This is a genomic window from Streptomyces sp. NPDC001678 (assembly GCF_042892945.1).
In the GTDB taxonomy this organism is placed as follows: domain Bacteria; phylum Actinomycetota; class Actinomycetes; order Streptomycetales; family Streptomycetaceae; genus Streptomyces.
In genome coordinates this window covers 512,934-525,984 of the sequence record NZ_JBIAUP010000003.1, presented here as the reverse complement: position 1 = coordinate 525,984, position 13,051 = coordinate 512,934, and the positions used below count along the sequence as shown (strand labels likewise).

Sequence of the window (13,051 nt, the reverse complement as noted above, 5' to 3'; positions counted from 1 at the left end):
GTTTCCCAGTGGCGAAGGCGAAGTTCGAGCGGACAAAGCCGCACGTCAACATCGGCACCATCGGTCACGTCGACCACGGCAAGACCACCCTTACCGCGGCGATCACCAAGGTGCTCCACGACAAGTTCCCGGACCTGAACCCGTACACGCCGTTCGAGGACATCGACAAGGCCCCGGAGGAGCGTCAGCGCGGTATCACCATCTCCATCGCGCACGTCGAGTACCAGACCGAGGCGCGTCACTACGCCCACGTCGACTGCCCGGGTCACGCGGACTACATCAAGAACATGATCACCGGTGCCGCCCAGATGGACGGCGCGATCCTCGTGGTCGCCGCGACCGACGGTCCGATGCCGCAGACCAAGGAGCACGTGCTCCTGGCCCGCCAGTCCGGCGTTCCGTACATCGTCGTCGCCCTGAACAAGGCCGACATGGTGGACGACGAGGAGATCCTGGAGCTCGTCGAGCTCGAGGTCCGTGAGCTCCTCAACGAGTACGAGTTCCCGGGCGACGACGCCCCGGTCGTCAAGATCTCCGCCCTGAAGGCGCTCGAGGGCGACCCGACCTGGGTCAAGTCCGTCGAGGACCTGATGGACGCCGTGGACGAGAACATCCCGCAGCCCGCGCGCGACGTCGACAAGCCGTTCCTGATGCCCATCGAGGACGTCTTCACGATCACCGGCCGCGGCACCGTCGTCACCGGCCGCATCGAGCGCGGCATCCTGAAGGTCAACGAGACCGTCGACATCATCGGCATCAAGACCGAGAAGACCACCACCACGGTCACCGGCATCGAGATGTTCCGCAAGCTGCTCGACGAGGGCCAGGCGGGCGAGAACGTCGGCCTGCTGCTCCGCGGCATCAAGCGCGAGGACGTCGAGCGCGGCCAGTGCATCATCAAGCCGGGCTCGGTCACCCCGCACACGGAGTTCGAGGCCACGGCCTACATCCTCTCCAAGGACGAGGGCGGCCGTCATACCCCGTTCTTCAACAACTACCGCCCCCAGTTCTACTTCCGCACCACGGATGTGACGGGCGTGGTGACCCTCAAGGAGGGCACGGAGATGGTCATGCCCGGCGACAACGCCGAGTTGTCCGTGTCCCTGATCCAGCCCGTCGCCATGGAGGAGGGCCTGCGCTTCACCATCCGCGAGGGCGGCCGCACTGTCGGCGCCGGCCAGGTCACCAAGATCACGGCCTAGGGGCACGCGGTCGATGGGGGGCGACGAGAAGGAAAGGGTGGGAACGGGACTTCGCCAAGGGCTGGCCAGAGGACCCTGGAAGCCGGACCGGCGGCCCCGTTCCCGATCGACACGCTAGCGTCCGCCCCTGGCCGGACACCGGACCCAAGGCGGCGTGGCGGCGGGAAACCACCCGGGGGAAAGCCTGGGGAAAAGCCTCGAGGCCCAGGTCAGAACGGTCTGACCTGGGCCTCGGCGGTAGGCCGTGTGGGACTCGAACCCACAACCAATGGATTAAAAGTCCCGAGGAGATCGTCCAGGAGGACGAGCCGTAATCCAGCTCAGCGACTCCGGCGCAGGTCAGCACGGGTGTGGCGTCCAGCTGAGACAGGCTCGTCCGAGCTTGTCCAAGGGCGTCCGTGCACGCACCGCTCACGCATTGCTCACGCATTTTGTGAGGGCTGACTGACCTGCGCCTTTGTGCCAGTCGGACCCGCCCGCAACGGAACTGGGAGCCACGTTGCTCCGTCCGTGAAGGAGATGGACAACGACACAGGTCCATGATCGGCAGCGCACGCATGGGAGGCCACTATTCCGTAGTGCCGCGGCAGAGGCCCTCGACGCGGAACCACAGGCCCGGGGCGTAGACCGCATGGATGACGGCTTCCTCTCCTCTTGTGACCCGCAGGATTCTCAGAATGCCGCCGGGAAGTACGTCGTACTGGTAACTGATCTCGGCGTTACCCTCGACGGTGTCGTCGTAGGAGATGTCCGCCGTACGATCGTTCGCGTATTCCTTCGGTGGGCGATTTTCCACCAGTTTGATGAAGACGCTCATGGGCCAACGGTACGGTCCTTTCGCGAGCTTCGCCCTACGGGAGAAGGTCGCGGCACCCACCGTCTGGGGGCATGTGCAGGGGCATGCACGGACTGTCAGGCTTCGTCGTCCTGCGGGTGGTCGGCCGCCACGCTCCGGCTGGTCGCCAGCCAGGATCGCGCGGGCTCGGCGGGACGCGTGGTGTCGACAGTGAGGTGGAGCCGGGTACCGCCTTCGCGGCCGGCCGGATAACTGCGTTGCTCGGTGGAATCGAAGCAGCGACGGAGGACTTCCGCGACGCGACGGGCGGTCTCGGGGGAGGCGGCGGTGATGCGGATGTCGGCGCGCCCTGCCGGCGGCCCCGGTTCCGCTGGTACGGGGGTGGTGTGTGCGGACGTCATGGTCACTTCCTCGCCGGAGAAGCGGCGGAGTCGCCCGCGGTCCCCGTGCGGTTGCTCGTGGCGGCTGTGACAGCGGTCTCCACGGCCCTCATGTCCCTTGGGCGGAGCACGGAGGCCCGGTCGGGTTCCCGGCCGGTGGCGGCGCGGTCCCACCCTCTGTCTCCCACTCCTCTTCGCGGTCCCGTGACTGCGTCGCGTCCTCGGCCTCTCGTTCGTCCTCCATCAGCCGGCTCGCGGTGAGGAGGCTTCCGGGAGTGGTCGCGGCGGACATCAGCCGGCCGGCCGCGGCCGGCTCGGTCTCCGGCGGGATGATCAGCAGGTCCAGGCGGTCCGCGGAGTAGGAGAACAGCAGGAGCTTGTGCGGGTCCTGCTCATTGGTGAACCACCCCACGTGCACGGTGTGTCCGCCGACGGGAACCTTGCGCGGGATCACGGGCCAGAAGGCCGGATTCACCGAGACGCGCGTGACCCGCCCCCAGGAGTGGTCCAGCCTCTCCGCCAGTGCGGGGAGCTCGCGGGAGAGGTCGCGAGAGCGGGGCCACCAGGCACCGTCCAGCAGGCCCGGCGCCGTCCCCGGCGTCAGGGACAGGCGGGCGGGCGGCGAAGGGGCGTGCCCGTCGGTGGGCCTACGGTCGGTGGTGACAGCCATGATGCGAACCTGCCCCCGGGCCCGTCGTCGACTGCCCGGCGTTGTGACTCACCGGGAACGACACCCGCATGGAGGCCGGTGTACGAAGTTTTCCCGGTTTCTTCACCCTACTCCGGCAGGCGGTTCGCAGACCATGCGCAACCGGGCGATTTCCGGGATCACGGGTGTGCGCGGTCGAGTGGGCGAGCCCACCACGGGCCTGCGGAGTACGGTGGGATTGCGGCGGGTGGCTCGCCCGGTGAGTGCGACGCACGACGCACCCCGGACGACGAACGGACACGCCGATTCCTCGGAGACAGGCGAGCAGGCCATGGCCGATTCCGACACCCCACGCCTCCCCGGACTTCTGCCGGACGCGATCCACCACGCCGTGAAACCCGGGACGGCCCTCCTGCGGCTGGAGACGACACGGGAGCGCGGGGGAATCCTGGACGGCGCGTGGTGGCCACGCTCCCGCGACATCGGTGCCGAGCTTCCCGGCCTGATCACCGCCCTGACCGAGCACCTCGGCCCCATCACACGCGTCGGCCTGGACGCGAGCGCCTGGGAAGAGCTCCCGACCCGGCTGATCATCGAGGACCGGGTCGTGCGCATCGATTCCTCCCCGGTCGGTGACGACACGGTCCTCATCACCCGGGGCGAGAACGACCACTTCGCCCTGCTGGTGGTCCCGCCCGACGCCACGCCCGACGCGGCACGTGCCGCGATGGCCAGATCCGTACAGGCCGGCAACATCACCCGGGCCGAACAGATCCTCATCGACACGGGCAGCACCCCGCGGACCTGAACGTCGAGGCGACGGCTCGGGTCAGCCGAGGAAGGACAGCCGGACCTGGCGGTCGGGGCCGCCCCGATCGGTGGTCACCAGAACGACGGACTGCGAGGTCCCCAACCCCAGCCCACCACCGATCACAGGCAGCGTGGCGTGCGGCGGAACCAGAGCCGGGAGCATGTGGCCGCGCCCGGGGCCCGCATCACCGTGACGTTCCCGCCAACGGTCGTCCGCGGGAAGAACCTCACGGAGGGCCGCCAACAGGTCGTTGCCGCTACCCGCGCCAGTCTCGATGACCGCCAGACCGGACGTCGCGTGCGGGGTGAAGACGTTCAGCAGCCCATCCCGCCCGTGAGCGACCTCCCGGAGGAACACGGCGCACGCGTTCGTCAGGTCGTGCATGGTCTCGGCGGAGCCGGTTGTCACGTCGACAGTGCGGGTGGTGAAGGTGCCGGTCATGGTTCACCAGTACCCGCTGTTCGGGAACAGCGTTGACGGCTGGACGGGTTGTTCCGCGGGGATTCCGGTCGGCCCATCCCCCACAGGTACACCGCGCCGCCGGCTGACGGCTCGTAGCTCCCCCACGCGGCCGGCGTCGGTGCCGGTCCAACGGTGGCCAAGGAGCTCGTACAGGACGGCTGGACGCCCTACGAGTCCGATCCGAAGCCAGACGGCAGCGCGGCTGCGATCGCTCGGCCGGACTGCCCCCGATCAACCCGCGTGACCCACGTCACGCGGGTGCTGCTTTGATCCATGGCGGCGGGGACCTCCACGCCTGCGCCCCGGCTGGAGAAGCCCAGCCGGGGCGAAAAGATGCAGGTCACCGGTGGTGCGGTGACCTCATCGAGCGGTAGGCCGTGTGGGACTCGAACCCACAACCAATGGATTAAAAGTCCACTGCTCTGCCAATTGAGCTAACGGCCCGCACACCGCAGCATAGCCCGGCCGACCGTGGATGCCCGAGTCGTTATGGCCCTGGACTTCGCGCGGATGTCCGGAAACGGCTCCGGACGGCCGAGGGCCCGTACGGCGTGAATGCCGTACGGGCCCTCAGTTCAGCTGTGGAGACCAGCCATTGGACCGATCGCTCGATCAGCCGTTGCGCTTCCAGCGCGGCTTGTCGGTGCGGCGGTCGAAGGAGCCGGCGCCGGCGCCACGGTGGTCGTCACGACGGCCGTAGGGGCGGTCGCCGCCGCCGGAGCGGAAGCCGCCGGAGGGGCGGTCGTCACGACGGTCGCGGTTGAACGGGCGGTCGCCACCGGCGGAACGGTAGCCACCGGAGGGGCGGTCGTCGCGGCGGAAGCCACCGGAGGGGCGATCGTCACGACGGAAGCCACCGCGGTCGCCATCGCGGCGGTCGTCGCGGCGGAAGCCGCCACGGTCGCCACCGCGCTCGTCACGGTCGTCACGACGGAACGACGGACGGTCGTCACGACGGAAGCCACCACGGTCACCGTCACGGCGGTCGTCACGACGGTCGTCACGGCGGAAGCCACCGGACGGGCGGTCGTCACGACGGAAACCACCACGGTCGCCATCGCGGCGGTCGTCGCGGCGGAAGCCGCCACGGTCGCCACCGCGCTCGTCACGGTCGTCACGACGGAACGACGGACGGTCGTCGCGGCGGAAACCACCACGGTCACCGTCACGGCGGTCGTCACGGCGGAAGCCGCCACGGTCGCCACCGCGCTCGTCACGGTCGTCACGACGGAAGCCGCCGCCACGGCGCTCGAAGTTGCCCCGCTCGTCGCGGCGCTCCTGGGCGGGAGCGGACTGCGCCGGGATGGCTGCCTCCTCCGCCTTGGCGGCCTCGGCCTCGGCCTTGACCTCCTCGGCAGCGGCGGCGAGGGCGGCCTCCGGGTCCTCGCCGCGCTCACGGGCGGCGCGGGCCACCAGGCGGTCGGCCTCCTCGCGGAGCTCCGTCGCACGGCGCTGGGCGCGCTCGAGCTCGCGGGTCAGGTCCCGCAGCTCGCGCTCGGCCTGCTTGGCGGCGTTGGCCGCGGAGTCGGCCTGGACCTCGGTGAGGGAACGGGCGCCGGTGATCCGGGCGACGTCCTCGTCGAAGACGCCGGCACCGCCGACGATGTGGCGCGAGGCGTCGACGCCCGCGTCCTCCATCAGGCGGAAGATCTGCTTGCGCTGGTGCGGCAGGGCCAGGGAGACGACCGTGCCGGACTGGCCGGCGCGGGCCGTACGGCCGGAGCGGTGGAGGTAGTCCTTGTGGTCACCGGCGGGGTCGACGTTGAGGACCAGGTCGATGCCGTCGACGTGGATGCCTCGGGCGGCCACGTCGGTGGCGACCAGGACGTTCACCCGGCCGGCCTTGAAGTCCTCCAGGACGCGGGTACGGGCGCCCTGGGTCATGCCGCCGTGCAGCGCGTCCGCGCGGACACCGGCGTCGAGCAGCTGCTCGGCGACGCGGTCGGCGCCCATCTGGGTGCGGACGAAGATGATCGTGCGGCCCTTGCGGGCGGCGATGGCCGCCGTGACCGGGGCCTTGTCCTTCGGCTTCACGACGAGGACGTGGTGGGTCATGGTCGAGACGGCACCCGCGGAGGGGTCGACCTCGTGCGTGACCGGGCTGACCAGGTAGCGCTTGACGAGGGTGTCGATCTCGTTCTCCAGCGTCGCGGAGAACAGCAGGCGCTGACCGCCGGACGGCACCAGGTCGAGGATCTCGGTGACCTCGGGCAGGAAGCCCATGTCGGCCATCTGGTCGGCCTCGTCGAGGACGGCGACCTGGACCTTGTCGAGGGAGGCGGCACCACGGTTGATGATGTCGCGCAGACGGCCCGGGGTGGCGACGAGGATGTCGACACCGCGCTCCAGGGCGTAGATCTGGTTGCCCATGGACGTACCGCCGCAGACGACCTTCATCTTCAGGCCGAGGACGTCGCCGTACGGCTGGAGGGCGTCGGCGACCTGCATCGCCAGCTCACGGGTCGGGGTGAGGATCAGGCCGCGGGGGCGCTTCTTCTCGGTGTGGCCGCCCGCGAGGGTCGACAGCAGCGGCAGACCGAAGGAAAGGGTCTTGCCGGAGCCGGTGCGGCCACGGCCGAGGATGTCCTTGCCGGCCAGGGCGTCCGGGATGGTCGCGGCCTGGATCGGGAAGGGCGTGGTGACGCCGTTCTGGGCGAGCTTGCGGACGATCGCGTCGTCCAGGCCCAGGTCACCGAAGGTGATCTGGGGCTCGGCGGGCTCAGCGGCCTCGACGGCCTCGGTGGTGTCCACGGCCGTGTCCGCGATCTCGGCGATCTCGGCCGGCTCGACGGCCTCGGGCATGGTGGTGGTGTCAGTGGAAATGGACATGCGAAATGCGAAACCTTCCGGAGTTTCGGCACGCGCCCAAGCTCCGTGTCGGCTTCACAAATGACCGCCTCGATGCGGTCAGCCACGGCAAGGTAAGGAACGCGCCACACGGCGCGCTTCTGCGAGGCGCCGGGCAAATGGGATCAAACGATCTACCACCATACGCACCCACCGGCGGGCCGCGCAAGCTCCGGTCGCATGGCCTGCGCCACACCACCCCCGCACTACGCCCGCCACCGCGCTCCCGCCCGCTTACGAGGGCCCCGGCTGCGGCGGGGGCGGCGAGGACTGCGTCGTGGGGGGCGGGACCGTGGGCGGGGCCTGGGTGGGCGGGGCCTGTGTGGCGGGCTGGGTGGGCACGGGGGGCTTCCCCTGCGCCGGGGAGCCGCCCTGGTTGGGGCCGCTGGGCGGCTTGGGCCGGTCCCCCGGCTTGCCCGGCTGCCGGGACGCCGACGGGGAGATCCCCGGGGCGGCCGAGGCCGATGCCGAGGCGGAGGGACGCGCGTCCTTGACCGAGGGGCTGCCGCTCGCCCCGCCCTTCGCCGCCTTGCCGTCCGCGTGGCCGAGGCGGCCCGCCGGGGGGCGCAGCCCGCCGTCCGGCTGGGTCCCGGTCTCGCGCTGCCCGCCCGTCCCGGACGGCGCCGGACGGCCCGGGTCGCTCACGCTCATGCACCCGCTCAGGCACCCGCCCAGGGTCAGGGCCAGGGCGGCCGCGGCCGCGAAACGGGTGAACGCTGCCGCGTGCGCTGACGATGCGCGCATGAATGGGACCGCCTTCGGGTACAGGGGACGAGCGCCCTGCCCAACTGGCCCCGCCCCGCGCAGGACACGCGCGGCTCCCGGCGATCAGCCCTCGATCATCCGTAGCCTCGTCCGGGCGTCATCCGCGCGCCATCCGGCCTCGTCCGGCCTCATTCGCGCCTCGTCCGCGCGTCATCCGTGACCGCGCGTCATCCGTAGCCCAGCGCGTGGAGGCGCTCGTCGTCGATCCCGAAGTGGTGTGCCACTTCATGAACGACCGTCACCTCGACCTCGGCCACGACCTCGTCCCGTGTGGCGCACATCCGCAGCGTCGGCCCGCGGTAGACCGTGATCCGGTCCGGCAGCACCCCGGCGTACCACTCGCCGCGCTCGGTGAGCGGCGTGCCCTCGTAGAGCCCCAGCAGATCCGGGTGCCCGGCCTCGGGCTCGTCCTCGACGAACACGGCGACGTTGTCCATCAGCCGCGTCAGCTCCGGCGGGATCCGGTCCAGGCCCTCGGCGACCAGTTCCTCGAACTCCTCGCGCGTCATCTCCAGCACCCCGCCATTGTCCGGCACGAGGGCCTCCGGAGGAGGGTCCCGGGAGGCCTCCGGCAAACCGTTTTGGCGATCGGTCCCTGCATCCCATATGCTTCTCACGTCCCCGAGGCGCCGACAAAGCGCCCAGGTGGGCCATCAGCCCTCATCGTCTAGTGGCCCAGGACGCCGCCCTTTCAAGGCGGTAGCACGGGTTCGAATCCCGTTGGGGGCACGCAACACCATGTGCGAGACTTGTCTCGCACATAGCTTGGTCCTGTGGAGCAGTTTGGAGTGCTCGCCACCCTGTCAAGGTGGAGGCCGCGGGTTCAAATCCCGTCAGGACCGCTTGCGATCATCTCGATGATCGCATGGCTGGGTAGCTCAGTTGGTACGAGCGTCCGCCTGAAAAGCGGAAGGTCGCCGGTTCGACCCCGGCCCCAGCCACAGTGAGGCCCCCATCGAAAGATGGGGGCCTCGGTGTTTTCCGGGCCCACCGCTCCGTCGGCCCCACCGGACCTGCCGGCCCCCGGCCGCCCCTAAATGCGTTCGCCGCTTCGCGGCGCGTGGTGCGATCCTGGATCCCGTATGTCTACGCAGCCTGCCGCCCCCGCCGCATTCGCCGACCTCGCCGCCCGCCTGCCCGAGCTGACGCTGCGCGACGCGCAGCGGCTGGGGCGACGGCTCGACGGGGCCCGTCGCGTCCGCAAGCCCGAGGCCCGTACGGCCGTCCTGGCCGAGATCGCGGCGGAGGTCGAGGCGGCAGAGCTGCGCGTCGCGAACCGCCGGGCCGCGGTGCCGGCCGTCGACTATCCGGAGCAGCTGCCCGTCAGCCAGAAGAAGGACGCGATCCTCGAGGCGATACGCGACCACCAGGTCGTGATCGTGGCGGGTGAGACCGGCTCCGGCAAGACCACCCAGATCCCCAAGATCTGCATGGAGCTCGGCCGCGGCATCAAGGGCCTGATCGGGCACACCCAGCCCCGCCGGATCGCCGCCCGTACCGTCGCCGAGCGCGTGGCCGAGGAGCTGCGGACGCCGCTGGGCGAGGCCGTCGGCTGGAAGGTCCGCTTCACCGACCAGGTGGGCGACACCACCATGGTCAAGCTGATGACCGACGGCATCCTGCTCGCCGAGATCCAGACGGACCGCGAGCTGCGCCAGTACGACACGATCATCATCGACGAGGCGCACGAGCGCAGCCTCAACATCGACTTCCTCCTCGGCTACCTCGCCCAGCTGCTCCCCCGGCGCCCCGACCTCAAGGTCGTGATCACCTCCGCCACCATCGACCCCGAGCGTTTCTCCCGCCATTTCGGCGACGCGCCGATCGTCGAGGTCTCGGGCCGTACGTACCCCGTGGAGGTCCGCTACCGGCCGCTGCTGGAGGAGGAGTCCTCCGACGCCGACCGTGACCAGATCACCGCGATCTGCGACGCCGTCGACGAGCTCCAGCGGGAGGGGGAGGGCGACATCCTGGTCTTCCTCTCCGGCGAGCGGGAGATCCGCGACACGGCGGACGCGCTGGAGAAGCGGAAATACAAGTTCACCGAGGTGCTGCCGCTCTACGCGCGGCTCTCCCACGCCGAGCAGCACCGGGTCTTCCAGCGGCACACCGGCCGCCGGATCGTCCTCGCCACGAACGTCGCCGAGACGTCCCTGACCGTTCCCGGCATCAAGTACGTCATCGACCCGGGCTTCGCCCGGATCTCCCGCTACAGCCACCGCACCAAGGTCCAGCGGCTGCCGATCGAGCCGGTGTCGCAGGCCAGCGCCAATCAGCGCAAGGGCCGCTGCGGCCGTACGAGCGACGGCATCTGCATCCGGCTGTACTCGGAGGACGACTTCCTCGCGCGGCCGGAGTTCACGGACGCGGAGATCCTCCGGACGAACCTGGCGTCGGTCATCCTCCAGATGACGGCGGCGGGGCTCGGCGACATCGAGAAGTTTCCTTTCATCGACGCGCCGGACCGCCGCAACGTCAAGGACGGTGTCGATCTGCTCCAGGAGCTGGGGGCGATCGATCCGCAGCAGAAGGATCCGAAAAAGCGGCTCACGCAGCTGGGGCGCAAGCTCTCCCAGCTGCCGGTGGACCCGCGGCTGGCCCGCATGGTGCTGGAGGCCGACCGCAACGGCTGTGCCCGCGAGGTGATGGTGATCGCGGCCGCGCTGTCGATCCAGGACCCGCGCGAGCGGCCGTCGGAGAAGCAGGCGCAGGCCGATCAGCAGCACGCCCGGTTCAAGGACGAGACCAGCGACTTCCTCGCCTTCCTGAACCTGTGGCGGTACATCCGCGAGCAGCAGAAGGAGCTGTCCTCCTCGGCCTTCCGCCGGATGTGCAAGTCGGAGTATCTGAACTATCTGCGCATACGTGAGTGGCAGGACATCTACTACCAGCTGCGCACGGTCGCGAAGACGATGGGCATCCACCTGGCCGAGGAGGACGCGGCGCCGGATCGGGTGCACCAGTCCTTGCTCTCTGGGCTGCTGTCGCACATCGGCCTGAAGGACACCGAGAAGAACAACGAATTCGTCGGTGCCCGCAACGCCAAATTCGCGGTGTTCCCGGGTTCGGCGCTCTTCAAGAAGCCGCCGCGCTGGGTGATGTCGGCGGAGCTGGTGGAGACCTCCCGGCTGTGGGCGCGCGTCAACGCCCGTATCGAGCCGGAATGGGTCGAGCCGCTCGCCCAGCACCTGGTGAAGCGCACGTACAGCGAGCCGCACTGGGAGCAGAAGCAGGCGGCGGTGATGGCGTACGAGCGGGTGACGCTCTACGGCGTGCCGATCGTGGCGCAGCGGAAGGTGAATTACGGGCGGATCGACCCGGAGACCAGCCGTGAGCTGTTCATCCGCAACGCGCTCGTCGAGGGCGACTGGCGGACGCACCATCAGTTCTTCCACGACAACCGCAAACTGCTGGGCGAGGTCGAGGAGCTGGAGCACCGCGCCCGTCGTCGCGACATTCTCGTGGACGACGAGACGCTGTTCGACTTCTATGACCAGCGGCTGCCGGAACACGTGGTCTCCGGGGCGCATTTCGATTCCTGGTGGAAGCACAAGCGGCGTGAAGAGCCGGAGTTGCTCAATTTCGAGCACTCCATGCTCATCAATGAGAACGCGGAGGCCGTCACCAAGGACGACTATCCGGACTCCTGGCGGCAGGGCCGGCTGAAGTTCAAGGTGACGTACCAGTTCGAGCCGGGCGCGGACGCGGACGGTGTGACCGTCCACATCCCGCTCCAGGTGCTCAACCAGGTCTCCGCCGAGGGCTTCGACTGGCAGATCCCGGGGCTGCGGGAGGACCTGGTCACGGAGCTGATCCGGTCGCTGCCCAAGCCGATCCGGCGCAACTGTGTCCCGGCGCCGAACTTCGCCCAGCGCTTCCTCGACAGCGCGGTGCCCCTGCAGGACCCGCTGACGACCGCGCTGGCGCACGGGCTGCACCGGATGACGGCGGTGCGGATGGAGGCGGAGGACTTCGACCTCGCCAAGGTCCCCGACCATCTGAAGATCACTTTCCGGGTGGTCGACGAGCGCAAGCGCAAGATCGCCGAGGACAAGGACCTGGAGGCCCTGCGGCTGCGGCTCAAGCCGAAGACGCAGGCCGCGATCACCAAGGCTTTCGAGCAGGCCGCGGAGAAGGCGGATGGCGCCTCCGGCGGCACCGCCCGTCCCGAGCAGCGTTCGGGGCTGACGTCGTGGACGGTCGGGACGCTGCCGCGCACCTTCGAGACGCGTCGTGCGGGCCAGCCGGTGAAGGCGTTCCCGGCGCTGGTCGACGAGGGGTCCTCGGTGGCCGTGCGGCTCTTCGACACCGAGCCCGAGCAGCGCGAGGCGATGTGGGCCGGCGTCCGCCGGCTGATCCTGCTGAACCTGCCGTCGAACCCGGCGAAGTTCGCCCAGGACAAGCTCGGCAATCAGCAGAAGCTCGCCCTGTCGCGGAATCCGCACGGCTCGATCCAGGCGCTCTTCGAGGACTGTGTCGCGGGCGCCGCCGACAAGCTGATGGCGGCCCACGGCGGGCCCGTGTGGGACGAGGAGTCCTTCCGCAAGCTCTTCGACGCCGTCCGGGCCGACATCGTCGACGCGACGCTGGACACGATCCGCCGGACGCAGGAGGTGCTGGCCGCCTGGCAGGCGTGCGAGCGCCGGCTGAAGGCCACGACGAGCCCGGTGCTGCTGACATCGCTGGCGGACGTCAAGCAGCAGCTGGCGGAGCTGATCAAGCCGGGCTTCGTCACGGCGCACGGCGTCCGCCGGCTGCCGGACCTGCTGCGCTATCTGGTGGCCGTCGACCGCCGGCTGACCCAGCTGCCCACCAACGCCGAGCGGGACCGGACCCGGATGGCGAAGGTGGCGGAGATGCGCGACGAGTACGCGTGGCTGCTGGAGCAGTTCCCCAAGGGCCGTCCCGTGCCCCAGGAGGCCCGGGAGATCCGCTGGATGATCGAGGAGCTCCGGGTGAGCTACTTCGCCCACGCGCTGGGCACGGCCTACCCGGTGTCGGACAAGCGGATCGTCAAGGCGATCGACAAGCTGGCCCCGTAGCGGGACGCCCGCGGACGGCGCCCCGCGACTGTGGGCGCCGTCACGGGGCGCTGGTTCGACCGCACCCCCTGACCTGCTGTAGAGTCTGTCTCGCAAG

At 69.8% G+C, this 13,051-nt stretch carries 10 protein-coding genes and 4 tRNA genes; 6 read left to right on the top strand and 8 right to left on the bottom strand.

From position 1 onward, the window contains the following. The first annotated feature begins 8 nt into the window (after positions 1-8). Entirely contained in the window at positions 9-1,202 is a 1,194-nt protein-coding gene (gene tuf, locus ACFYZR_RS09215) for an elongation factor Tu (protein WP_391907197.1), read from the top strand. Between the two features lie 568 nt (positions 1,203-1,770). Here tuf and ACFYZR_RS09210 read toward each other — a convergent pair. The 3 genes from ACFYZR_RS09210 to ACFYZR_RS09200 all read right to left on the bottom strand — a co-directional run bounded on the left by ACFYZR_RS09210 (position 1,771) and on the right by ACFYZR_RS09200 (position 3,048). Further along, positions 1,771-2,019 carry a hypothetical protein gene (locus ACFYZR_RS09210; protein WP_126914869.1) on the bottom strand — a complete coding sequence of 83 codons (249 nt, stop codon included), beginning with the start codon at positions 2,017-2,019 and terminating at the stop codon, positions 1,771-1,773. 95 nt (positions 2,020-2,114) lie between these two features. Continuing rightward, on the bottom strand, positions 2,115-2,399 hold the full coding sequence (locus ACFYZR_RS09205; RefSeq protein WP_189455805.1) for a hypothetical protein: 285 nt from the start codon (positions 2,397-2,399) through the stop codon (positions 2,115-2,117). Positions 2,400-2,487: 88 nt separating this feature from the next. After that, positions 2,488-3,048, bottom strand: a complete 561-nt coding sequence (locus ACFYZR_RS09200) for a DUF5994 family protein (RefSeq protein ID WP_391907193.1) — start codon at positions 3,046-3,048, stop codon at positions 2,488-2,490. Positions 3,049-3,358: 310 nt separating this feature from the next. Between ACFYZR_RS09200 and ACFYZR_RS09195 the strand changes: the two genes are divergently transcribed. Beyond that, entirely contained in the window at positions 3,359-3,835 is a 477-nt protein-coding gene (locus tag ACFYZR_RS09195; protein WP_391907191.1) for a DUF5994 family protein, read from the top strand. Positions 3,836-3,856: 21 nt separating this feature from the next. Here the strand turns inward: ACFYZR_RS09195 and ACFYZR_RS09190 are convergent, their stop codons facing one another. From ACFYZR_RS09190 to ACFYZR_RS09170, 5 genes are all read right to left on the bottom strand, one after another. Then, positions 3,857-4,279, bottom strand: a complete 423-nt coding sequence (locus tag ACFYZR_RS09190; RefSeq protein WP_391907189.1) for a YjbQ family protein — start codon at positions 4,277-4,279, stop codon at positions 3,857-3,859. A gap of 392 nt (positions 4,280-4,671) precedes the next feature. Continuing rightward, a tRNA-Lys gene (locus tag ACFYZR_RS09185) sits at positions 4,672-4,744 on the bottom strand. A 168-nt stretch (positions 4,745-4,912) separates the two neighbouring features. Further along, complete coding sequence (locus ACFYZR_RS09180) at positions 4,913-7,129, bottom strand: DEAD/DEAH box helicase (RefSeq protein ID WP_391907186.1); 2,217 nt, start codon at positions 7,127-7,129, stop codon at positions 4,913-4,915. Positions 7,130-7,381: 252 nt separating this feature from the next. Further along, positions 7,382-7,891 (bottom strand): hypothetical protein, encoded by a 510-nt coding sequence (locus ACFYZR_RS09175; RefSeq protein WP_391907183.1) that lies wholly within the window; start codon positions 7,889-7,891, stop codon positions 7,382-7,384. A gap of 188 nt (positions 7,892-8,079) precedes the next feature. Further along, positions 8,080-8,430 carry a metallopeptidase family protein gene (locus ACFYZR_RS09170; protein WP_391907345.1) on the bottom strand — a complete coding sequence of 117 codons (351 nt, stop codon included), beginning with the start codon at positions 8,428-8,430 and terminating at the stop codon, positions 8,080-8,082. A 138-nt stretch (positions 8,431-8,568) separates the two neighbouring features. Here ACFYZR_RS09170 and ACFYZR_RS09165 point away from each other — a divergent pair. The 4 genes from ACFYZR_RS09165 (at position 8,569) to hrpA (ending at position 12,954) form a co-directional block, all read left to right on the top strand. Next, a tRNA-Glu gene (locus tag ACFYZR_RS09165) sits at positions 8,569-8,641 on the top strand. Positions 8,642-8,679: 38 nt separating this feature from the next. Further along, positions 8,680-8,754 (top strand) — tRNA-Asp (locus ACFYZR_RS09160). A 25-nt stretch (positions 8,755-8,779) separates the two neighbouring features. Then, positions 8,780-8,853: transfer RNA gene (locus ACFYZR_RS09155), tRNA-Phe, on the top strand. 141 nt (positions 8,854-8,994) lie between these two features. Then, positions 8,995-12,954: an ATP-dependent RNA helicase HrpA gene (hrpA, locus tag ACFYZR_RS09150; protein ID WP_391907180.1), complete on the top strand. Its 3,960-nt coding sequence runs from the start codon at positions 8,995-8,997 to the stop codon at positions 12,952-12,954. Positions 12,955-13,051: the final 97 nt, after the last annotated feature.